Source organism: Rhizobium sp. BK399 (assembly GCF_014194695.1).
In the GTDB taxonomy this organism is placed as follows: domain Bacteria; phylum Pseudomonadota; class Alphaproteobacteria; order Rhizobiales; family Rhizobiaceae; genus Rhizobium.
On record NZ_JACIAH010000016.1, the window covers coordinates 1 to 20,656 of the forward strand.

The following is a 20,656-nucleotide window of genomic DNA, read 5'->3' on the forward strand; positions in this document are numbered from 1 at the left end:
CGGCCGAAGTCTTCCGAAAGAAACTGCTCGCGCAGATCAGACATGCCGGCTAGCTTGATGAGCCACAAAAGTCGCGGTTCAGCATGAACTCACACGAAGCGGTTCCATCTTCAAACCCGACGAGAACACGATAATGGCCATGATTTCGTGGTGGTGGATGGAGCTCCCCTAGTTTGTCCTACAGTTGAATATGCGAATGGCGGCGTTGATCGCGCGGATGCATGAGAAACGATCAGCAGACAGAAATTGCACCTTTGCTCCGCCGCTACGGCATGACGATCACTCGCGAACTGGTTCGGGATTTTTGCCATGATCGCGACACTCCGATAACGGCGCCGCCGCCGGGCGGCATGTATAGTCGTTGAGCGCAACAGCCCGGATGCATCGCGCTTATATAAATATTAGCAATGAGGTATATGGGGAGTGCCTGATATTAATCAGGTGGATGACTCGGCTTTCTCCATCGCCAGCTATCCGTTTCTACCCGTTTCTTTGGTTCCCTCAGCCATCCTTGCCCGCGTGAGTGGGCAGTCGATGGAGAATGGCGAGGAACTTCGTTCTCGATCCACTCGATCGGGGGAAGTTCCTTGCTTGGATAGCGGGTTTTCTCTCGATCTTAACAGACAAGAGGAATCCTATGAATCTCCTCAAAGCAACTGCCATTATTCTTACGGTATTCTGCGGCCTTGCCGCCTTCGCGATTGCTACGCTGCCCATTATTTTTCCGACGGTGCACAGCACCGCGATGCTTGACGAACTTTTCAAGGTGATGACCTTCCTGTTTTCGACAGGTGCGGGCGCACTGCTCTTCAAGGCCCTCGGCTAGGCTGTAGACGCAGGCGGGGTCGCGAGGCGTCGCGACCCCGCCACCAAAGCGAAAGCGCCATGCCTTCCTGCCCCTTCCCTTGTCCGTAGACTGCTTTAGAATACGCTGACACAGCCGGAGCCGTTGCCATGCGCGCCATTCTTGCAATTTTCATTCTGTTTGCCGCGTCTTTCGTTTTTCTTGGTACCACTCGGGCCGAGGATCCGATCGACACGACGCGTACGATGATCGAGGCGCAGATCAAGGCATTCTTGAACGACGATGTTGATACGGCCTATTCCTATGCTGCGCCCGGTATCAAGGCGATCTATCCCGACAAGAATGTTTTCTTCGCGATGGTCAAGAAGAGCTATGAGCCGGTTTATCATCCCGGCAACTATGCCTTCGGCCGCAGCCGATCGATCGACAACGGCGCGATGATCTATCACGAGGTACTGATATCAGGACGCGACGGCAAGGACTGGACCGCGATTTATCAGGTGGCCCGCCAACCCGACGGAAACTACAAGATCAATGGCGTCCAGATCGTGCCGAACACCGAAAGCAAGGGCATCTGAGTGGCGGGCAGGCGGGCTTCCACCGGACGGAGTGCAGTGCCCTTCCCGTCTTATACCGGCTCCAGGTCGCCCCTCGCCCATTCTTCCTGGGTCTCTGCCATAAAGTCGGCAAACCGGCCTTCAGCGATCGCCTTGCGGATGCCCTGCATCAGTTCCTGGTAGTAAGCAAGATTGTGCCAGGAGAGCAGCATGCCGCCGAGCGCCTCATTGGCGCGTACGAGGTGATGCAGGTAGGCGCGCGAGTAGTCACGCGAAGCCGGGCAATTCGACTGGTCATCGAGCGGACGCATATCCTCGGCGTGGCGGGCGTTGCGGATGTTGACCTTGCCGCGGCGCGTAAAGGCAAGCCCGTGCCGGCCGGAACGGGTCGGCATGACGCAGTCGAACATATCGATGCCGCGAGCGACGGACTTCAGGATGTCGTCAGGCGTGCCGACGCCCATGAGGTAGCGCGGCTTTTCCGTCGGCAGCACCGGCAGCGTTTCCTCGAGCATCTTCAGCATGACGTCCTGAGGCTCGCCGACAGCGAGACCGCCGACCGCATAGCCCTTGAGATCGAGATCGGTCAGGGCCGCGGCCGAGCGGACTCGAAGTGCCGGCACATCCCCACCCTGCACGATGCCGAACATCGCCTTCCCCGGTTGGTTGCCGAAGGCGATCTTGCATCGTTCGGCCCAGCGTAGCGACAGCTCCATGGCGCGCTCGATTTCGCGCGGTTCCGCAGGAAGTGCCACGCACTCGTCGAGCTGCATCTGAATGTCGGAATCCAGCAATCCCTGGATCTCGATCGAACGCTCCGGCGACATGTGGTGCAGGCTGCCGTCGACATGCGACTTGAAGGTTACTCCCTGCTCATCGAGCTTGCGAAGGCCGGAGAGCGACATGACCTGGAACCCGCCGCTGTCGGTCAGGATCGGCCCGTCCCAGCGGATCAGCTTGTGAAGACCGCCGAGGCGGGCAACGCGTTCGGCCGTCGGGCGCAGCATGAGATGGTAGGTATTGCCGAGAATGATGTCGGCACCGGTATCGCGAACCTGGTCAAGATACATCGCCTTGACGGTGCCGACGGTGCCGACAGGCATGAAAGCAGGCGTGCGGATCGTGCCGCGCGGCATAGAGACCTCGCCCAGGCGGGCACCAGCGTCGGTCGTCTTGAGGGTGAACTGGAAGTTCTCGGTCATTTAGGTTTTCCGGAAAAGGAGGCTGGAATCGCCATAGGAATAGAAGCGGTAGCCCGTCGAAATCGCGTGGCTGTAAGCTGCGTGCATCGTCTCGAAGCCGGCAAAGGCCGAAACGAGCATGAACAGCGTGGAGCGAGGCAAATGGAAGTTTGTCATCAGCATGTCAACCGCCTTGAAGCGGTAGCCGGGCGTGATGAAGATGCCGGTGGCGCCTGACCAAGCCCGGATTTCTCCGTTCTCCTGCGCGGCACTTTCGATCAATCGGAGCGACGTCGTGCCGACGCAGATGATGCGCCCGCCCCTTGCCTTCACGGCATTGAGGCTCGCAGCCGTCTCGGCGCTGACATAGCCGCTCTCAAGATGCATCTTGTGATCGTCGGTGTCGTCGGTCTTCACAGGCAGGAAGGTGCCGGCGCCGACATGCAGCGTCACGAAATGTCGCTCGACGCCTGCCTTGTCGATGGCTTCGAAAAGATCTGGCGTGAAGTGAAGCCCGGCCGTAGGAGCCGCGACGGCACCCTCCTCGCGGGCATAAATTGTCTGGTAGTCGGCGCGGTCGCGCTCGTCCTCGGCCCGCTTGGCGGCGATATAGGGCGGCAGCGGAATATGGCCGACGGAATGGATGGCCTCGTCGAGCATCGGTCCGGAAAGGTCGAAGGCAAGCGTGACTTCGCCGCCCTCGCCCTTCTCTTCGACAGTGCATTCGAGCTTGCCAAGAAGGCAGCTGCTACCATCGTGGCCGAACGAGATACGGTCGCCGATCTTGATGCGTTTGCCGGGCTTTGCGAAGGCCTTCCAGCGGCTGGCGCCGATGCGCATGTGGAGTGTCGCCGAAACCTGCTGACCGCCAGCACCTTCGCGATGACGGATGCCCTCAAGTTGTGCCGGGATCACCTTGGTGTCGTTGAAAACAAGCGCGTCCCCTGCTCTCAGAAAGCTGGGCAGTTCGCTTACCCGATGGTCCGACAGCTGCACCTCCCTGCCAGGGTCGACGACGAGCAGACGCGCGCTGTCGCGCGGCTCGGCTGGCCGCAGGGCGATCCGTTCATCCGGCAGGTCGAAATCAAAGAGGTCTACGCGCATCACTCAAAATCCAGGCAAAGCGAAACCCGCCCCACGCTTTCGCGCAAGGGCGGGTTTCAGCAGAAATCACAATCAGACGTCAGCGGCAACCCGCATCGAGACGATCGAGTCCGGATCGACGACCGGCTCGCCCTTCTTGATCTTGTCGACGTTGTCCATGCCTTCGATGACCTGACCCCAGACGGAGTACTGCTTGTTCAGCCAGGGAGCGTCGGTGAAGCAGATGAAGAACTGCGAGTTGGCCGAGTTCGGGTTCTGCGAGCGAGCCATCGAGCAAGTACCCCTGATGTGGCTGACGGCAGAGAACTCAGCCTTCAGGTCCGGCTTCTCGGAGCCACCCATGCCGGCGCGACCCGGGTTGAAGCTTTCGCTGCCCTTCTTGCCGAACTTCACGTCGCCGGTCTGCGCCATGAAATCGTTGATGACGCGATGGAAGACAACGCCGTCATAGGCCTTCTCGCGAGCGAGTTCCTTGATGCGGGCGACGTGCCCCGGCGCCACTTCCGGCAGCAACTGGATGACAACCTTGCCCTTGGTGGTTTCCAGGATGATGGTGTTTTCGGGATCTTTGATCTCGGCCATTCTTCTTCTCCTACTTGTCTTGAAACTTACTTCTTGCCGACGGTGACTTTGATCATCCGGTCGGGATTGCTGACTTCGCCGTTCTGGCCTTCGCCGCGCTTGATCTTGTCGACGTTCTCCATGCCGGAAACGACCTTGCCGACGACGGTATACTGGCCGTTGAGGAAGGATCCATCAGCGAACATGATGAAAAACTGCGAGTTGGCCGAGTTCGGATCCTGCGAGCGGGCCATGCCGACCGTGCCGCGAACGAAAGGCGTCTTCGAAAACTCTGCAGGCAGATCGGGCAGGTCGGAGCCGCCGGTGCCGGCAAGGCTTGCATCAAAGCCCTTTTCCATGTTGCCGAACTTCACGTCGCCAGTCTGCGCCATGAAGCCTTCGATGACGCGATGGAAGGCCACGTTGTCATATGCGCCCTTCTTGGCAAGCGCTTCGATCTGCGCGACGTGCTTCGGCGCAACGTCGGGCATAAGCTGGACTACGACCGGGCCGTCCTTCAGCTGGATCGTCAGCGTGTCACTGGACTGCGCGAACGCGTCGCCGGCGAACGAAGCAAGGTAAAGCACGCCTGCAAATGCGAGATAGAAGAGTTTCATGTTGGCTCCGTTGCGGCGAAAATGTCGCCTAGGATTTGCGCTTGGATTGAAGGGCTTTCAAGACGGCAGCCGGTACAAAGGCGCTGACATCGCCTCCCATGGCAGCGATTTGCCGGACCAATGTGGCGGTTATGGGCCGCGAGGCTGTTCCGGCCGGTAGAAAGATGGTTTGAATGTCAGGCGCCATCTGGCGGTTCATGCCGGCCATCTGCATTTCGTAGTCGAGATCGGTACCGTCACGCAGGCCGCGGATCAGGAGCGCAGCGCCATGAGTGCGCGCCGCATCGACCACGAGATTGTCGAAGGAAACGACCGAGATATTCCTGGCCTTCTCAGGCAGCGCATCCGCCAGAGACTGGCGAATGAGATCCGCCCGCTCATTGAAGGAAAAGAGCGGCGTCTTGCCGGGATGGATGCCGATCGCGACAATAACCTCGGACGCAACATTCAGCGACTGGATGAGCACATCCAGATGTCCGTTGGTCAGTGGGTCGAACGACCCCGGATAGAAAGCTGTCGTCATTGGCCTAGCCGTTTGTTTCGACGCCTTTTGTCACGGATAAAGGTCGCCCGCAAGTCGTTTGCCCGTCGCTGAACGGTGGATGAATGCGGCATTCAAGCCGGCTTCAGGCGAGATCTCTATAACAGAGAGCGTCAACAGCCGATGTCATTCCGGCATCGGCCCCTCCCCGGAAGCGCTCATGCTGATCATCATTGTTGCACTCGCTGTCATCGTCTCGCTGCTTGCCGAATTTTTCTACGGCTACGTGCAAGATAAGATGGATGCAGGTTGGGTTCGGCCAAGCGTGCGGGAACATTACGCAATCGTGCGTGCGACCGGAAATGTTGCGTTTAAACCGATTAAGAATTCTGAACGCCAGATGAACGACGCATTCAAAGTCGCTTCAGATCGGCCTTGGTAAATGACCGGCCAATACCCCTGGAACCATTTTCGCACGCATGCGTTCACTCAACCGAAGCGTAACGCGATACGCTGCACAAGGAAGAAAAAATGCCCAATAAGATTACCATGATTAATGCCGTCTGGATGGTAATGATGACCGGTATGCTTGCAGCGACTATCGCGCTCTACGATCACAAAGTGGATGCGTCCAAGGTATATGGCCCCTATGCGTCGGCACGCGCGGCGATAACGAGCCAGTACTAAGGAACGTGAACGCAAAGCCCAGGAGGATTGCTCATGTTCACGATATTGACTGTGCTTACTGCCCTAATCAGCATCATGTTTGTCGTGTCCGTGGCCTCCACCATCGCCGCTCTTCGCCATGAAAGCGAAGAGTTGAAGAAGGTCGATGGAAAGCAGAGTTGGTTCTAGCGCTGACGCTGACCTAGGAACGCCCCGATTTCAAGGCCGGATGACTCTGTCATTCGGCCTTTTGCATGCTTGGGACGGCAATGGTGATCTCGCGTGTGGTGCCGACGAGAGACGCTCTTGGTCCGCTAGACGCCGAACCATCATGACGTCATCGATTTCCCTGCCGTCGCGCAAAAGAAAACCGGGCAGCTTGCCCGGTTTTCAAAGTCGCCATTTCACTACGTCAAGCGTCCGCGTCAGGCGCGCTCTCGGCGGCGGGCCCAATGTCGTCGCCATTCTCGGTAACGTCTTCTGCCTCTTCTTCCTCGGGCTCGCTGATGCGCTCGACGGATACCACCTTTTCGTCCTTAGCCGTCGAGAAGATAGTCACGCCCTTCGTCGCGCGGCTGGCGATGCGGATGCCGCCCACGGGGACGCGGATGAGCTGCCCGCCATCGGAAACCAGCATAATCTGGTCGCCCTCGTTAACCGGGAAGGCCGCTACCAGCTCGCCGATCTCCGCGGTCTTCGACGTATCGGTAGCCCGAATACCCTTGCCACCGCGGCCAGAAATCCGGAAGTCGTAAGAAGAGGAGCGCTTGCCGAAGCCCTTTTCGGAAACCGTGAGCACGTATTGCTCGCGCGCCTTCAGTTCTTCGTAGCGCTCGTCGCTCAGTTGCCCCTCTTCGGTGACCTCCTCGCCGACGAGCGAGATTTCCTCAGCGTCACCTGTCGTCAAGCGTCGCTCGCTTGCAGCACGCTTGAGATAGGCCGCGCGCTCCCAGGGCTCGGCATCCACGTGGCCGACAATTGTCATCGAGATGATGCGATCGCCATCACCGAGGTTGATGCCGCGGACACCGATGGAGTTGCGGCCGGCAAAGACGCGGACGTCATCGACGGGGAAGCGTATGCATTGGCCCAGCGCGGTAGTCAGAAGCACGTCGTCATGTTCGGTGCACGTCTCGACGGAGAGGATTTCGTCGCCCTCTTCCTCCAGCTTCATCGCGATCTTGCCGTTACGGTTGACCTGGACGAAGTCCGAAAGCTTGTTACGGCGAACGGTGCCGCGCGTTGTCGAGAACATCACGTCGAGCTTGTCCCAGCTTTCCTCGTCCTCGGGCAGCGGCAGAATGGTGGTGATGCGTTCGCCGGGCTCCAGCGGCAGCATGTTGATCAGCGCCTTGCCACGCGCCGTCGGCGTGCCGATTGGCAGGCGATAGACCTTCTCCTTGTAGACGATACCGCGCGATGAGAAGAACAGAACCGGCGTATGTGTGTTGAGAACGAATAGCTGGCTAACGAAATCCTCGTCTCGCGTCGTCATACCGGAGCGACCCTTGCCGCCACGGCGCTGCGCGCGATAGGTCGTCAGCGGCACGCGCTTGATATAGCCGAGATGCGAGACGGTCACGACCATGTCTTCGCGGGCAATGAGATCCTCATCGTCCATCTCAAGCCCGCCGTCCATGATTTCCGTGCGGCGCGGCGTGCCGAATTCGTCGCGAACCGCAGCAAGCTCTTCCTTGACGATTGTCTGGATCCGGACGCGCGACGATAGGATCTCAAGATAATCCTTAATTTCTTCGCCTATCTTATTGAGTTCGTCTCCAATTTCGTCGCGGCCAAGAGCTGTCAGACGCGCCAGGCGCAATTCGAGGATGGCACGCGCCTGCTCTTCCGAGAGGTTGTACGTCATATCCTCGTTGATACGGTGACGCGGATCATCGATCAGTCGGATCAGGCTCTCGACGTCGGATGCCGGCCAACGGCGGGTCATCAGTTCTTCGCGTGCGGTCTGCGGATCCGGCGCCTGCCTGATCGTGCGGATGATTTCATCGATATTGGCGACGGCAATTGCGAGACCGACCAATACGTGCGCCCGCTCGCGCGCTTTGCGCAAGAGAAATTTCGTTCTCCGGCTAACGACTTCCTCGCGGAAGAAAACGAAGGCGCGCAGCATGTCGAGCAGCTGCAACTGTTCCGGCTTGCCGCCGTTTAGCGCCACCATGTTGCAGCCGAAGGATGTCTGCAGCGGGGTATAGCGGTAAAGCTGGTTCAGGATCACGTCGGCATTTGCGTCGCGTTTCAGCTCGACGACAACGCGGTAGCCCTGGCGGTCGGACTCGTCGCGAAGGTCGGAGATACCCTCGATGCGCTTGTCGCGCACCAGTTCGGCCATCTTCTCGATCATCGTCGACTTGTTCACCTGATACGGGATCTCGGTGATGATGATCTGCTCGCGATCGCCGCGCATCGGCTCGATCGTCGCAACGCCGCGCATGATCACCGAACCGCGGCCGGTCTCGTAAGCCGAACGAATGCCGGCGCGGCCAAGGATCTTGGCGCCTGTCGGAAAATCCGGGCCAGGAATGATCTGCATGATATCCGGAAGTTCGATGGCCGGATTGTCGATCAGCGCGATACAGCCGTCGATGACTTCGCCAAGATTGTGTGGCGGAATATTGGTCGCCATACCGACGGCGATGCCGCCTGCCCCGTTGACCAAGAGGTTCGGGAATTTCGCGGGAACGACGACGGGCTCCGACAGCGTGCCGTCATAGTTGTCGCGGAAATCGACTGTCTCCTTGTCGAGATCGTCGAGCAGCGAATGCGCGGCCTTCTCCAGACGGCATTCGGTGTAACGCTCTGCCGCTGGCGGATCGCCGTCGACGGAGCCGAAGTTGCCCTGGCCGTCGATCAACGGCAGGCGAAGAGACCAGTCCTGGGCCATTCGCGCCAGCGCGTCGTAAATCGCCGAGTTGCCATGCGGATGGTATTTACCCATCACATCCCCGGTCACGCGGGCGCACTTGACGTATTTCTTGTTCCAGTCGATGCCGAGCTCGGACATGCCGTAGAGGATGCGGCGGTGCACAGGCTTGAGGCCGTCGCGCACATCAGGCAAGGCGCGGCTGACGATAACGCTCATCGCGTAATCGAGATACGACCGCTGCATTTCCTCCATGATGGAGATGGGCTCGATGCCTGGCGGGAGCTTCCCGCCGCCGGGGGGTGTTTGCTCAGTCAAAACGGATCACGATCTCTTCTAGAATCACTTGAAGATTTATAGCGGAAAGGCTGTTCCTGCGCCAATTTTGGCGAGAGTTTTGAACAGTCTTTTGCGGTCTTATGAGGGCAATTTTGGCCTCAATGGCAACTATTTACGCCATTCGAAGAGCGCCATTTGCCAAATTGATTTCTCCGCATCACAATCGTCCAAAACCGAGCGTTTATATGGGCTCATGGAGGGACAATGGCAAGCGCCGACCAACTGATCAACGCCTTCACGACGCTGCTTGTCACCATCGATCCGCCTGGCCTTGCGCCAATCTTCCTCGGGCTAACCACCGGTATGAGCCGTAGCCAGCGAAAGCAGGTGGCGCTGCGCGGCTCGATCATCGCCTTTGTCATCCTTGCCATCTTCGCGCTGTTCGGCGCGAGTGTGCTCGGTGTCCTCGGCATCTCGATCGGCGCCTTTCGCATCGCCGGTGGCCTTCTCTTGTTCTGGATTGCGTTTGAAATGGTTTTCGAGAAGCGGCAGGACCGCAAGGAGAAGACGAGCACGGCCGCAATCACCATCGATCATATCCATAATATTTCGGTTTTTCCGTTGGCGATTCCGCTAATCGCCGGTCCCGGCGCGATTTCCGCGACCATCCTGATTGCCGGGTCAATGCACAGCTCCATCGAGCGCGCGCAATTGATCATCGTCCTTGCATCGAACCTGCTACTGCTCTTTTTCTCCTTGCTTGTCGCTGAAAGAGTCGATCGTTTCCTGGGTGTTACGGGGCGCGCAATTCTGACGCGCCTTCTCGGCGTCATCCTGGCCGCGCTGGCAACGCAATTCGTCGTTGACGGCCTGAAGTCCACCTTGGTCACAATGCCCGCGGGCTAGGCCTGGAGTAGGCGCTTTTGTGCTTCCAGGATCGTTTGCCGAGGCGCATCGGCCCGTTCGAATATTTGATAAAGGAATAACTTTACTGCCTCGGCTTCGCGAAGCACGACCGAGGTCAGTGCCGGATCGGTTTCGGCCCATGCCCTCATCGTGGCGATTGATCTGCCGATGGCGCCGGACCTGCGCATCGCGGCGGAGTTGAACAGTTTGCTCTCAACCACGTACCAGACGAAAATCCGGATTGCGACAGATCTGATGTGCGGCTCCTCTGCGCGGAGAGACTTGAATTCGCCCCACAGCGTCCGCAAGTGGTTTTCGCTCAGGCGGTCGAGATCCAACCCCAATTCAAGAAGGTCGTGCGCGACCATCGTTCTCGCAGCACTGGCCGTCATTGACCGAAATTGGGAGTTCGCTTCTGTCATCCTACGAATATCGCGCGGGTCTGGAGATTTGAGAACCCAGCCGTGCCTATCCTTTCGGAGAGTGAAGCGCCGTCACTTTGACTAGAATGATCGACTGAAATGCATCGCGTCCGCCTATTCGACTGAGGTATCGCGATGGAATGGTGACCGGGCGCTGCCGAGATGGGCCCGGTCCGGCTGAAGTCTTGGGCCCGTGAGAAAGAGCCGGCTGCGCCGAGCCTCGAGCCAAAACGCGTTCGGCGCACCTCTCGGCGCGCCGTCAGAGATGCCGTGATGACGGCTTCGATCAGAACGGGATATCGTCGTCGAGGTCGCGCGAGAAGTTTCCGCCGCTACCGCCGCTGCTGCGGCCGGACGATTGCGAGGGCGCGCCGTAATCGTCGCCGTAGCCACCGCCGCCACCGAAATCGCCACCGCCGGCATTGCTGCTGCGACCGCCGCCAAAGCCGGAGCTTGCGCCTCCGCCCTCGCCGCGACCGTCGAGCATCGTCAGCGTCGAGCCGAAGCCCTGCAAAACGACTTCCGTCGAATAGCGGTCCTGGCCATTCTGGTCCTGCCACTTGCGGGTCTGCAGCGCACCTTCGATGTAGAGCTTGGCGCCCTTCTTCACATACTGCTCGACGACCTTGCAGAGGCCCTCGTTGAAGACCACGACAGTATGCCATTCCGTCTTCTCGCGGCGTTCGCCAGAGTTGCGGTCGCGCCAGGTCTCGGACGTCGCGATGCGAAGATTGGCGATCGGCCGGCCATCCTGGGTCCGCCGGATTTCGGGGTCAGCGCCCACGTTCCCGATCAGAATTACCTTGTTTACGCTGCCAGCCATACTTTCACCTTACCTGCCGCCCTGCCCGGCGGCGCTTGAAACAATCGGTGCACCTTAAACCATAGGGCGCCGGCGATGGGCGCCCATAGCCGGTTCATCCACAGAGAATTTTGTTCTTTATTTGTTCTAGTTTATCCCTATGATCCTGTCAACCGAATCGAAAACCTTGCAGCAGACGGACATTGAGCCTCGACTCGCCAGCCGGCATCACTAAATAAGGGGCTTGTTCCAGCACAGAAGCAGAAGACGATGAGCGAACTGAAGACGATTTCCATCCGCGGCGCGCGCGAGCACAATTTGAAGGGCATCGATCTCGATCTGCCGCGAAACAAACTGATCGTCATGACCGGCCTTTCGGGATCCGGAAAGTCGTCGCTTGCCTTCGATACGATCTATGCGGAAGGCCAGAGGCGCTATGTCGAAAGCCTGTCGGCCTATGCGCGCCAGTTCCTCGAAATGATGCAGAAGCCCGACGTCGATCAAATCGACGGCCTGTCGCCGGCGATTTCGATTGAGCAGAAGACGACCTCGCGCAATCCGCGCTCGACGGTCGGTACGGTGACCGAGATCTACGACTACATGCGTCTGCTCTTTGCGCGCGTCGGCATACCGTATTCGCCTGCAACCGGGCTACCGATCGAGAGCCAGACGGTCAGCCAGATGGTCGACCGCGTGCTGGAGTTCGGGGAAGGCACGCGTCTCTACATCCTCGCGCCGCTCGTGCGCGGGCGTAAGGGCGAGTACAAGAAAGAGCTGGCGGACCTGATGAAGAAGGGCTTCCAGCGCGTGAAGGTCGATGGCCAGTTCTACGAGATCGCGGACGTCCCAGGCCTGGATAAGAAGTACAAGCACGATATCGATATCGTGGTCGACCGCATTGTCGTCCGCCCCGATATGGCATCGCGGCTCGCAGACAGCTTCGAGACCTCGCTAAAGCTTGCCGACGGCTTGGCCGTTGCGGAGTTCGCCGACAAGCCGTTGCCGCTGGAAGAAACCGCCGCCGGCGGGTCTGCCAACAAGTCGCTCAACGAAACGCACGAGCGAGTCCTCTTCTCGGAAAAATTCGCCTGCCCGGTGTCGGGCTTCACCATTCCCGAGATCGAGCCGCGGCTTTTTTCCTTCAACAATCCAGCCGGCGCCTGCCCGACCTGCGACGGTCTTGGCGCACAGCAGAAGATCGACGCCAATCTGATCGTGCCCGAGCCTGAGCGCACGCTACGCGATGGCGCCATTGCGCCGTGGGCGAAGTCGACATCGCCCTATTACAACCAGACGCTGGAGGCCCTCGGTAAACACTACGGCTTCAAGCTCGGTGCGCGGTGGAACGATCTGTCCGATATGGTCAAGGACGTCATCCTGAATGGCACCGACGAGAAGATCGAGTTTCACTATGCCGATGGTGCGCGGTCTTATACCACGCATAAGAATTTCGAGGGCATCATCACCAATCTCGAGCGCCGCTGGAAGGAGACGGATTCCGCCTGGGCGCGCGAGGAAATCGAGCGCTATATGTCGGCGGCCCCCTGCCCGTCTTGCGGCGGCTATCGCCTGAAGCCGGAGGCACTTGCTGTCAAGATCAACGCGCTGCATATCGGCCAGGTGACCGACATGTCGATCCGCGTCGCCCGCGACTGGTTCGAAGTTCTGCCGCAGTCGCTGAGCGCCAAGCAGAATGAGATTGCCGTTCGCATCCTCAAGGAGATCCGCGACCGCCTGCGCTTCCTCAATGACGTCGGCCTGGACTATCTCAGCCTGTCGCGAAACTCCGGGACCTTGTCCGGTGGCGAGAGCCAGCGCATCCGGCTGGCGTCGCAGATCGGTTCCGGCCTGACCGGCGTCTTGTATGTCCTCGACGAGCCGTCGATCGGCCTGCATCAGCGCGACAACGCTCGATTGCTCGATACGCTGAAGCACCTTCGTGATATCGGCAATACCGTGATCGTGGTCGAGCATGACGAGGACGCGATCTTGACCGCCGACGATGTCGTCGACATCGGTCCGGCGGCCGGCATCCATGGTGGCCAGGTGATCGCCCACGGTACGCCGCAAGAGATCATGGCGAACCCGAAGTCGCTGACCGGCAAATATCTGTCCGGTGAACTCGGCGTTCCGGTTCCAGACGAACGGCGCAAGGCCAAGAAGGGCAAGGAGATCAAGGTCGTCGGTGCCCGCGGCAACAATCTGAAGAATGTCACCGCCTCCATCCCTCTCGGCGTCTTTACGGCCGTTACCGGCGTATCGGGGGGCGGCAAGTCCACGTTCCTGATCGAGACGCTGTATAAATCTGCCGCGCGGCGCGTCATGGGCGCGCGTGAAATTCCCGCCGATCATGACCGCATCGACGGTTTCGAGCACATCGACAAGGTCATCGACATCGATCAGTCGCCGATCGGCCGCACGCCGCGCTCCAACCCCGCGACCTATACGGGCGCGTTCACCCCGATCCGCGACTGGTTTGCCGGTCTGCCGGAAGCGAAGGCGCGCGGCTATCAGCCGGGACGCTTCTCGTTCAACGTCAAGGGCGGACGCTGCGAAGCCTGCCAGGGCGACGGCGTCATCAAGATCGAGATGCACTTCCTGCCTGATGTCTACGTCACCTGCGATGTCTGTCATGGCAAGCGCTACAACAGGGAAACGCTCGACGTCACGTTCAAGCACAAGTCGATTGCCGACGTGCTGGATATGACTGTCGAGGAAGGCGTCGACTTCTTCGCGGCTGTTCCAGCCGTGCGTGACAAGCTGCAGGCGTTGAAGGATGTTGGCCTTGGGTACATCAAGGTCGGGCAGCAGGCCAATACGCTGTCCGGCGGCGAGGCGCAGCGTGTCAAGCTGGCCAAGGAGCTGTCGAAGCGGTCGACCGGCCGTACCCTCTATATCTTGGACGAGCCGACGACTGGCCTGCATTTCCACGATGTCGCCAAGCTCCTGGAGATGCTGCAGGAGCTGGTCAATCAGGGTAATTCGGTCGTTGTGATCGAGCACAATCTCGAGGTGATCAAGACCGCGGACTGGATTCTCGATTTCGGTCCGGAAGGCGGCGATGGTGGCGGCGAAATCGTCGCCGTCGGCACGCCTGAAGCGATCGTCAAGGAGAAGCGGTCCTATACCGGGCAATTCCTGAAGGAGTTGCTTGAACGGCGACCTGCTGGAAAAGCCGTAGTGGCAGCTGAGTGATGCTGAGAGCGGCGTCGCTCGATGATCTGCAGGCGGTCGAAGCGCTGACCGCCGAAGCCTATGCTCCATATACGCGTCTGCTTGGGCGCCCGCCGATCCCCGTCACCGAGGACTACGCGCCGCGCATTGAACGCGGTGAGGTCTGGCTGCGGGAGGTACTCGGCGGGCTTGCCGGTCTGGCCGTCATTGAGCGGCACCCGGACCATGTGATGCTCTTCAGCGTCGCCGTCTCGCCGAAATTTCAGGGCGGCGGTCACGGTCTTGCCATTCTGAGATGGGTGGAAGCGACCGCGCGGGAATGGCAGCTTCCGGAAGTGCGTCTCTACACGAATGCGCGCATGGAACGGAATATTGCGCTCTATCGAGCATTTGGCTTTCAGGAAACGGGTCGCCGCGAAAATCCGCATAGGCCAGGATGGGTGATCGTCGACATGGCAAAGCATGTCGACGCACAGATATAATCAGAGGAGGAAGGAATGACGAAATCCGGCAATGTTCGCGTCGGCATCGGCGGCTGGACCTTCGAGGCATGGCGGGACCACTTCTACCCTGGGGATCTGAAGCAGAAGGACGAGCTGCACTACGCAAGCCGCCAGCTGAAGGTCATCGAGATCAACGGCACCTATTACAGCTCGCAGAAGCCGGAAACCTTCGCCAAATGGGCTGCGGATGTGCCTGACGGCTTTATCTTTTCGCTCAAGGCCAGCCGTTTTGTCACCAATCGTCGCGTGCTGGCGGAGGCTGGCGAGTCGATGGAGCGTTTCCTGACGCAAGGTTTAACGGAGCTTGGTCCGCACCTTGGACCAATCCTCTGGCAGTTCGCACCGACGAAGAAGTTCGATCCGGATGATTTCGAAGGCTTTCTCAAGCTGCTGCCGGCAAAGCAGGACGGGCTTCCCCTGAGGCACGTCGTCGAGGTCCGACACGATTCCTTCAAGGTTCCCGAGTTCGTGGCGCTGCTGGAGAAATATGCCGTCGCACCAGTTGTCGCCGAGCATTTCGACTACCCGATGATAGCGGATGTTACGGCCGACTTTGTCTATGCGCGCCTGCAGCAAGGTTCCGATGAGATCAAGACCTGCTACGCGCCGAGTGATTTGAAAGCTTGGGCCACGCGCCTCGAAACCTGGGCGGATGGCAAGGTACCGGGCGATCTGCCTCTGATTGATGGCGAGCGCCAGGTTGCGGCCGAGCCGCGGGATGTCTTCGCCTTCATGATCCACGAAGGCAAAGTCAATGCGCCCTTTGGAGCAATGGCATTGCAGGAAGCGGTGTCGCGGTAGGCCTGTCGTCAGAGCGGACGAACCTGCGTCGCCAGGTCTTCCGCCGTCAGTCCTTTGCCCGCCCGCATGCCGGCCTCTCCATGCATGTAGACGCCCGCAGCGGCGGCCTCGAAAGCGGGAACTCCTTGAGCCATGAGCGCTCCGATGATCCCAGCCAGAACATCACCGGAGCCGGCGGTCGCGAGCCAAACGGGTGCGTTGGTGTTGATGTAAGCTCTGCCGTCGGGTGAGGCGATGACGGTGTCAGCCCCTTTGTAGACGATTGCGGCGTTTGCCCGTGTCGCTGCTGCTCGCGCCTTTTCGACCTTTCCCATGGCGGTGTCGGCGGCGATATCGGGAAACAGTCTACCGAACTCGCCCTCGTGTGGCGTAAGCACTAGACGCGGCTTGCCGGAAAACTTTGAAAACAGCTCGTCAGGGGCACTTTTGAACGAGGAGAGCCCGTCGGCATCCAGCACCAGATGCCTCTCGGACAACGCGGCGACGAACCGACGTGCCTTCTTGCCTACGCCGAAACCCGGCCCGAGAACGAAGGTCTGCAGCCGCGCGTCATGCAGCCAATCGCGGAGTGCCGCCTCGTCCTCGATCGGATGCAGCATGATCGCGGTCAGATGTGCTGCATTCTCGTCGATCGCATCGTCCGGCGTGGCGATTGTCACCAGCCCTGCCCCCGCCTTCAGCCCTGCCATAGCAGACATCCGCGCGGCGCCTGTCTTGCTCGCTTCGCCGGAGAAGACGACTAGGTGACCTCGCTTGTATTTGTGTGTCTCCAGGCCGGCAGAAGGCAAAACCTCACGCCAACGTTCGGGTCTATTTTCGGCGATCTGCTGTTTCTTCGCTGCGCGGATGATGCGGCCGGGTATGCCGATATCAAAGACTTCGAGTTCACCGCAGAGTTTGCGCCCCGGCATCAGGAGATGCCCGGGCTTTCGCGTCATGAAGGTGACGGTTCTGCTGGCGGCAAATGCAGCGCGTAGGACCGATCCGCTGCGACCATCAACACCGGATGGCAGGTCGACGGCAATAACCGGCACACCTGCTCCACTTACCCGTTCGATTGCGTCTCTAACGTCGGCCGGAACATCACGTGCAAGGCCAGCGCCAAAGATGGCGTCGATCACCACATCGCCGCTCCGCGGCTGATAGGATTCAAGTGGCCGAACCATGGTCGGGAAGCTATCCCTTGCCCGAGCGGCATCTCCCTTGAGCCTCCCCGGTTCCCCCAACTGGAAAATCTCCACGGCAACGCCGCTCTCTGCCAGGTGGCGCGCTGCGACATAGCCATCGCCGCCGTTATTGCCAGGCCCGCAAAGGACGACGGCGCGAAGGACGGTGGGAAAATGACGCAACAAGGTGGCGGCAATTGCTGCTCCTGCGCGCTCCATGAGCGCATAGCTGTCGATCCCGGATCCCGTTGCCGCCGCATCGACTGCCGTCATTTCCTCTGGAGTAAGGAGTAACTCGGAGATTTCATCGATCATCGCCGCATTCAAACAGAAATCGCCTAAATAACAACCGGCTGATTGATTGGTGGTGAGCTCATAAAATAATCAAATGCATAAAAAATATACAATTGCCGCGCATTTGTGCGGACCATTAGTGCGGGCGAATGTTCCGAAAAACGGCCCGAAATTGCGTCTGGCGGATCGATTCTGGAAAGTTCTGGGCTGAAAATCGATGAAAATCCCCGAGATTGCGGACTTTTATGAGCAGCGAGGCTCATTTTTCGAAAAATCAGCTTCCCAACTGGCACGATAACTGCATCATCACGGCAGCAGGTCTGAGCCTGCCATTAACGGGAGAAGCGGAGAGTCATTTTCTCATGAAAAAGATCGAAGCGATCATCAAGCCCTTCAAGCTCGACGAAGTGAAGGAAGCCCTTCAGGAAGTTGGCCTGCAGGGCATTACAGTTACGGAAGCGAAGGGCTTCGGTCGCCAGAAAGGCCATACGGAACTCTACCGTGGCGCTGAATATGTTGTCGACTTTCTGCCGAAGGTGAAGGTGGAAGTCGTTCTCGCGGACGAGAATGCGGAAGCCGTCATCGACGCCATCCGCAAGGCCGCACAAACCGGACGCATCGGCGACGGCAAGATTTTCGTGTCAAATGTGGAAGAAGTCATCCGCATTCGTACCGGCGAGACCGGTATCGACGCAATCTAATCTTTATCGCCTTTCCGGCGAGCCAAAGTATCGTCATCTCAAATAAAGGAACTATTTAATGGCGACCGCAAGCGAAATTCTTAAGCAAATCAAGGAAAACGACGTCAAGTTCGTCGATCTGCGCTTCACCGATCCCAAGGGCAAGCTGCAGCACGTCACGATGGACGTCGTGTGTGTCGACGAAGACATGTTTGCCGATGGCGTCATGTTCGACGGTTCCTCGATCGCTGGCTGGAAGGCCATTAACGAATCCGACATGGTGCTGATGCCCGACCCGGAAACGGTCCACATGGACCCGTTCTTCGCGCAGTCCACCATGGTCATCCTCTGCGATATCCTCGATCCCGTCTCCGGCGAGGCCTATAACCGCGATCCGCGCGGCACCGCCAAGAAGGCTGAAGCTTACCTGAAGGCATCCGGTATCGGCGACACGGTCTTCGTCGGCCCGGAAGCTGAATTCTTCGTCTTCGACGACGTTCGCTACAAGGCCGACCCTTACAATACTGGCTTCAAGCTGGACTCCACGGAACTGCCGTCCAACGACGACACCGAATACGAGACCGGCAACCTCGGTCACCGTCCGCGCGTCAAGGGCGGCTACTTCCCGGTTCCGCCGATCGACAGCTGCCAGGACATGCGTTCCGAAATGCTGACGGTTCTGTCGGAAATGGGCGTTGTCGTCGAGAAGCACCACCACGAAGTGGCTGCTGCTCAGCACGAGCTCGGCATCAAGTTCGACACGCTCGTTCGCAACGCCGACAAGATGCAGATCTACAAGTACGTCGTGCACCAAGTCGCCAACGCCTACGGCAAGACGGCAACCTTCATGCCGAAGCCGATCTTCGGCGACAACGGTTCGGGCATGCACGTACACCTTTCGATCTGGAAGGGCGGCAAGCCAGGCTTCGCCGGCGACGAGTATGCAGGTCTTTCCGAATCCTGCCTCTACTTCATCGGTGGCATCATCAAGCATGCCAAGGCGCTGAATGCCTTCACCAACCCGTCGACGAACTCCTACAAGCGTCTCGTCCCGGGCTATGAAGCACCGGTTCTGCTCGCCTATTCGGCGCGCAACCGATCGGCTTCATGCCGCATTCCGTTCGGCAGCAACCCGAAGGCAAAGCGCGTCGAAGTCCGGTTCCCGGATCCGATGGCGAACCCGTACCTCGCCTTTGCAGCGATGCTGATGGCTGGCCTCGATGGCATCAAGAACAAGATCCATCCTGGCAAGGCCATGGACAAGGATCTCTACGATCTGCCGCCGAAGGAACTGAAGAAGATCCCGACTGTCTGCGGCTCGCTGCGCGAAGCGCTGGAAAGCCTCGACAAGGACCGCAAGTTCCTGACCGCTGGCGGCGTCTTCGACGACGACCAGATCGACAGCTTCATCGAGCTGAAGATGACGGAAGTCATGCGCTACGACATGACCCCGCACCCAGTCGAATACGACATGTACTATTCGGCTTGATCTCAAAACCGAGGCCCCGGCTCCCGCCGGGGCTTCACCGACCGATGTCATGGTCGTCAAATGGCGTATGTGACACTCATGTGACGAGATCCCGCACAAATCTTGATTTGAGTGGGGCCAATCACCAAATCAGGTGATGAAAGGAAGTCGTACCATGAAAGAAAGAGTAGCTAAGTTCAGTATCGGCGAAGTGGTTCGGCACAAGGTATTTCCGTTTCGCGGCGTCATCTTCGATGTCGATCCGGAATTCGCGAACACGGAAGAATGGTGGAACTCCATTCCCGCCGAAGTGCGCCCCAGCAAGGATCAACCCTTCTATCACCTGCTGGCAGAGAATGATGAAAACGAATACGTTGCCTACGTATCCGAGCAGAACCTGGTGAACGACGAGAGCGGCGTCCCGCTCCGCAACGAACAGGTCTATCAGATTTTCGATATGGCACCGACGGGGCAGTTCAAACCCAAGATGAGCTTCGCCCACTAACGTTCACTGCCATAATTCAAAACCCCGCTCGCCGCGGGGTTTTTCTTTGTCTGGATTGGGCAACAAAAAACCCGGCGCGAGGCCGGGTTCTTCGACAATTCCGATGGGCCAGATTACTGAGCCTTGGCAGCCTTCTGGGCTTCTTCGAGCTTCTTGCGCGCTTCGTCAGCCTTCTTCTGCATGCTGTCCTGCAGGCTCTTCTGGCTTTCGGCGAGCTTGGAGGCGGAAACCGCTTCGCCATCGAATGCGCCGGTGAAGCCTTCGAGCGAGATCTTGATCGGGTTCGGCGCACGACGGAAGTTGATCGAGGTCAGAACCAGATCGGTGCCCTTCTTCAGGCTGGCGACCATGGCGTCGGTCAGCGGGATCTGGGCGACGCAACGGTCGGGCATGCACATCAGGTAGTCGATCTTCTGTGCCTTGCCGCCGTCGATCTGCATCGCTACACCTGGCGGGATCAGACGTGCCGGGGGAACAGAAACCTGAAGGCTCTTGTTGTTGATCTTGCCGGAGACGCTGATGAGGCCGACGCCCGTAACGAGCTGGCCGCCGCCTGCGAGAACGACGTTCTGGACGACGCAGACATCATTGTCTTCCTGCTTGCTGCAGGTTTTGTACCAGCCGAGACGCGGAGCGCCGGCAGCCGTGGCAGGCGCATCGGCGGGTGCTGCTGCCTCCTGCGCGTAGGACGATACCGGAGCCGCTGCAGCACCAAGCATCACTGCCAGAACGGACAGGGCTGCCCGCGTTTTGTTTTCAGCCTTGAACATCATAACGAATTCCGTCTCCTGAAATCCCTTAGG

At 59.1% G+C, this 20,656-nt stretch carries 22 protein-coding genes; 12 read left to right on the plus strand and 10 right to left on the minus strand.

The window, feature by feature from the left end; genetic code table 11:
- Nucleotides 1–637: 637 nt before the first annotated feature.
- Both FHT97_RS24645 and FHT97_RS24650 read left to right on the plus strand, forming a co-directional pair.
- Nucleotides 638–826 (plus strand): hypothetical protein, encoded by a 189-nt coding sequence (locus tag FHT97_RS24645; RefSeq protein WP_183864538.1) that lies wholly within the window; start codon nt 638–640, stop codon nt 824–826.
- Between the two features lie 128 nt (nt 827–954).
- Nucleotides 955–1,383, plus strand: a complete 429-nt coding sequence (locus tag FHT97_RS24650; RefSeq protein WP_183864539.1) for a DUF4864 domain-containing protein — start codon at nt 955–957, stop codon at nt 1,381–1,383.
- Between the two features lie 50 nt (nt 1,384–1,433).
- Here the strand turns inward: FHT97_RS24650 and tgt are convergent, their stop codons facing one another.
- The 5 genes from tgt to coaD all read right to left on the minus strand — a co-directional run bounded on the left by tgt (nt 1,434) and on the right by coaD (nt 5,348).
- A complete protein-coding gene (gene tgt, locus FHT97_RS24655; RefSeq protein WP_183864540.1) occupies nt 1,434–2,564 on the minus strand; it encodes a tRNA guanosine(34) transglycosylase Tgt in 1,131 nt (376 codons plus the stop codon).
- Nucleotides 2,565–3,647, minus strand: a complete 1,083-nt coding sequence (queA, locus tag FHT97_RS24660) for a tRNA preQ1(34) S-adenosylmethionine ribosyltransferase-isomerase QueA (protein ID WP_183864541.1) — start codon at nt 3,645–3,647, stop codon at nt 2,565–2,567.
- Between the two features lie 72 nt (nt 3,648–3,719).
- The gene (locus tag FHT97_RS24665; protein WP_183864542.1) at nt 3,720–4,229 is read right to left on the minus strand and encodes a peptidylprolyl isomerase; all 510 of its coding nucleotides are present in this window, start codon (nt 4,227–4,229) and stop codon (nt 3,720–3,722) included.
- Between the two features lie 26 nt (nt 4,230–4,255).
- Complete coding sequence (locus tag FHT97_RS24670; protein WP_183757283.1) at nt 4,256–4,825, minus strand: peptidylprolyl isomerase; 570 nt, start codon at nt 4,823–4,825, stop codon at nt 4,256–4,258.
- 28 nt (nt 4,826–4,853) lie between these two features.
- Nucleotides 4,854–5,348 (minus strand): pantetheine-phosphate adenylyltransferase, encoded by a 495-nt coding sequence (coaD, locus tag FHT97_RS24675; protein WP_183864543.1) that lies wholly within the window; start codon nt 5,346–5,348, stop codon nt 4,854–4,856.
- Between the two features lie 178 nt (nt 5,349–5,526).
- On the opposite strand from coaD, the gene FHT97_RS24680 reads away from it, so the two are divergent.
- The 3 genes from FHT97_RS24680 to FHT97_RS31465 all read left to right on the plus strand — a co-directional run bounded on the left by FHT97_RS24680 (nt 5,527) and on the right by FHT97_RS31465 (nt 6,161).
- Nucleotides 5,527–5,748, plus strand: coding sequence for a hypothetical protein (locus tag FHT97_RS24680; protein ID WP_183864544.1), 222 nt, complete (start codon nt 5,527–5,529; stop codon nt 5,746–5,748).
- An 89-nt stretch (nt 5,749–5,837) separates the two neighbouring features.
- The gene (locus FHT97_RS24685) at nt 5,838–5,993 is read left to right on the plus strand and encodes a hypothetical protein (protein ID WP_183757280.1); all 156 of its coding nucleotides are present in this window, start codon (nt 5,838–5,840) and stop codon (nt 5,991–5,993) included.
- A gap of 33 nt (nt 5,994–6,026) precedes the next feature.
- Nucleotides 6,027–6,161, plus strand: coding sequence for a hypothetical protein (locus FHT97_RS31465; protein WP_259130528.1), 135 nt, complete (start codon nt 6,027–6,029; stop codon nt 6,159–6,161).
- A 223-nt stretch (nt 6,162–6,384) separates the two neighbouring features.
- Here the strand turns inward: FHT97_RS31465 and gyrA are convergent, their stop codons facing one another.
- On the minus strand, nt 6,385–9,171 hold the full coding sequence (gyrA, locus tag FHT97_RS24690) for a DNA gyrase subunit A (RefSeq protein ID WP_183864545.1): 2,787 nt from the start codon (nt 9,169–9,171) through the stop codon (nt 6,385–6,387).
- 225 nt (nt 9,172–9,396) lie between these two features.
- On the opposite strand from gyrA, the gene FHT97_RS24695 reads away from it, so the two are divergent.
- Nucleotides 9,397–10,038, plus strand: a complete 642-nt coding sequence (locus FHT97_RS24695) for a MarC family protein (protein ID WP_183864546.1) — start codon at nt 9,397–9,399, stop codon at nt 10,036–10,038.
- Here the strand turns inward: FHT97_RS24695 and FHT97_RS24700 are convergent.
- Entirely contained in the window at nt 10,035–10,430 is a 396-nt protein-coding gene (locus tag FHT97_RS24700; RefSeq protein ID WP_183864547.1) for a hypothetical protein, read from the minus strand. The genes FHT97_RS24695 and FHT97_RS24700 overlap by 4 nt on opposite strands.
- 316 nt (nt 10,431–10,746) lie before the next feature.
- A complete protein-coding gene (locus tag FHT97_RS24705; RefSeq protein WP_183864548.1) occupies nt 10,747–11,283 on the minus strand; it encodes a single-stranded DNA-binding protein in 537 nt (178 codons plus the stop codon).
- A 249-nt stretch (nt 11,284–11,532) separates the two neighbouring features.
- Between FHT97_RS24705 and uvrA the strand changes: the two genes are divergently transcribed.
- Genes uvrA through FHT97_RS24720 form a run of 3 tightly spaced genes read left to right on the plus strand, consistent with a single transcriptional unit; the run spans nt 11,533 to nt 15,740 of the window.
- Entirely contained in the window at nt 11,533–14,457 is a 2,925-nt protein-coding gene (gene uvrA / locus FHT97_RS24710; protein ID WP_183864549.1) for an excinuclease ABC subunit UvrA, read from the plus strand.
- Nucleotides 14,454–14,918, plus strand: coding sequence for a GNAT family N-acetyltransferase (locus tag FHT97_RS24715; RefSeq protein ID WP_183864550.1), 465 nt, complete (start codon nt 14,454–14,456; stop codon nt 14,916–14,918). Before uvrA ends, FHT97_RS24715 begins: the two co-directional genes overlap by 4 nt.
- Before the next feature lie 15 nt (nt 14,919–14,933).
- Nucleotides 14,934–15,740 carry a DUF72 domain-containing protein gene (locus tag FHT97_RS24720; RefSeq protein ID WP_183864551.1) on the plus strand — a complete coding sequence of 269 codons (807 nt, stop codon included), beginning with the start codon at nt 14,934–14,936 and terminating at the stop codon, nt 15,738–15,740.
- An 8-nt stretch (nt 15,741–15,748) separates the two neighbouring features.
- Here the strand turns inward: FHT97_RS24720 and FHT97_RS24725 are convergent, their stop codons facing one another.
- Entirely contained in the window at nt 15,749–17,221 is a 1,473-nt protein-coding gene (locus tag FHT97_RS24725) for an NAD(P)H-hydrate dehydratase (protein WP_183864552.1), read from the minus strand.
- A gap of 341 nt (nt 17,222–17,562) precedes the next feature.
- On the opposite strand from FHT97_RS24725, the gene FHT97_RS24730 reads away from it, so the two are divergent.
- From FHT97_RS24730 to hspQ, 3 genes are all read left to right on the plus strand, one after another.
- Complete coding sequence (locus tag FHT97_RS24730) at nt 17,563–17,901, plus strand: P-II family nitrogen regulator (RefSeq protein WP_003539626.1); 339 nt, start codon at nt 17,563–17,565, stop codon at nt 17,899–17,901.
- 58 nt (nt 17,902–17,959) lie between these two features.
- Nucleotides 17,960–19,369 (plus strand): type I glutamate--ammonia ligase, encoded by a 1,410-nt coding sequence (glnA, locus tag FHT97_RS24735; protein ID WP_016553963.1) that lies wholly within the window; start codon nt 17,960–17,962, stop codon nt 19,367–19,369.
- A 154-nt stretch (nt 19,370–19,523) separates the two neighbouring features.
- Nucleotides 19,524–19,853 carry a heat shock protein HspQ gene (gene hspQ / locus FHT97_RS24740; protein ID WP_016553964.1) on the plus strand — a complete coding sequence of 110 codons (330 nt, stop codon included), beginning with the start codon at nt 19,524–19,526 and terminating at the stop codon, nt 19,851–19,853.
- A gap of 113 nt (nt 19,854–19,966) precedes the next feature.
- Here the strand turns inward: hspQ and FHT97_RS24745 are convergent, their stop codons facing one another.
- Nucleotides 19,967–20,626 carry an invasion associated locus B family protein gene (locus FHT97_RS24745; RefSeq protein WP_183757271.1) on the minus strand — a complete coding sequence of 220 codons (660 nt, stop codon included), beginning with the start codon at nt 20,624–20,626 and terminating at the stop codon, nt 19,967–19,969.
- Nucleotides 20,627–20,656: the final 30 nt, after the last annotated feature.

Excerpts from the sequence above, each read along its gene's own strand:
- FHT97_RS24645 (WP_183864538.1), top strand. The coding sequence starts at position 638 with ATGAATCTCCTCAAAGCAACTGCCATTATTCTTACGGTATTCTGCGGC.
- FHT97_RS24650 (WP_183864539.1), top strand. The coding sequence starts at position 955 with ATGCGCGCCATTCTTGCAATTTTCATTCTGTTTGCCGCGTCTTTCGTT.
- tgt (WP_183864540.1), bottom strand. The coding sequence starts at position 2,564 with ATGACCGAGAACTTCCAGTTCACCCTCAAGACGACCGACGCTGGTGCC.
- queA (WP_183864541.1), bottom strand. The coding sequence starts at position 3,647 with ATGCGCGTAGACCTCTTTGATTTCGACCTGCCGGATGAACGGATCGCC.
- FHT97_RS24665 (WP_183864542.1), bottom strand. The coding sequence starts at position 4,229 with ATGGCCGAGATCAAAGATCCCGAAAACACCATCATCCTGGAAACCACC.
- FHT97_RS24670 (WP_183757283.1), bottom strand. The coding sequence starts at position 4,825 with ATGAAACTCTTCTATCTCGCATTTGCAGGCGTGCTTTACCTTGCTTCG.
- coaD (WP_183864543.1), bottom strand. The coding sequence starts at position 5,348 with ATGACGACAGCTTTCTATCCGGGGTCGTTCGACCCACTGACCAACGGA.
- FHT97_RS24680 (WP_183864544.1), top strand. The coding sequence starts at position 5,527 with ATGCTGATCATCATTGTTGCACTCGCTGTCATCGTCTCGCTGCTTGCC.
- FHT97_RS24685 (WP_183757280.1), top strand. The coding sequence starts at position 5,838 with ATGCCCAATAAGATTACCATGATTAATGCCGTCTGGATGGTAATGATG.
- FHT97_RS31465 (WP_259130528.1), top strand. The coding sequence starts at position 6,027 with ATGTTCACGATATTGACTGTGCTTACTGCCCTAATCAGCATCATGTTT.
- FHT97_RS24695 (WP_183864546.1), top strand. The coding sequence starts at position 9,397 with ATGGCAAGCGCCGACCAACTGATCAACGCCTTCACGACGCTGCTTGTC.
- FHT97_RS24700 (WP_183864547.1), bottom strand. The coding sequence starts at position 10,430 with ATGACGGCCAGTGCTGCGAGAACGATGGTCGCGCACGACCTTCTTGAA.
- FHT97_RS24705 (WP_183864548.1), bottom strand. The coding sequence starts at position 11,283 with ATGGCTGGCAGCGTAAACAAGGTAATTCTGATCGGGAACGTGGGCGCT.
- uvrA (WP_183864549.1), top strand. The coding sequence starts at position 11,533 with ATGAGCGAACTGAAGACGATTTCCATCCGCGGCGCGCGCGAGCACAAT.
- FHT97_RS24720 (WP_183864551.1), top strand. The coding sequence starts at position 14,934 with ATGACGAAATCCGGCAATGTTCGCGTCGGCATCGGCGGCTGGACCTTC.
- FHT97_RS24725 (WP_183864552.1), bottom strand. The coding sequence starts at position 17,221 with ATGATCGATGAAATCTCCGAGTTACTCCTTACTCCAGAGGAAATGACG.
- FHT97_RS24730 (WP_003539626.1), top strand. The coding sequence starts at position 17,563 with ATGAAAAAGATCGAAGCGATCATCAAGCCCTTCAAGCTCGACGAAGTG.
- glnA (WP_016553963.1), top strand. The coding sequence starts at position 17,960 with ATGGCGACCGCAAGCGAAATTCTTAAGCAAATCAAGGAAAACGACGTC.
- hspQ (WP_016553964.1), top strand. The coding sequence starts at position 19,524 with ATGAAAGAAAGAGTAGCTAAGTTCAGTATCGGCGAAGTGGTTCGGCAC.
- FHT97_RS24745 (WP_183757271.1), bottom strand. The coding sequence starts at position 20,626 with ATGATGTTCAAGGCTGAAAACAAAACGCGGGCAGCCCTGTCCGTTCTG.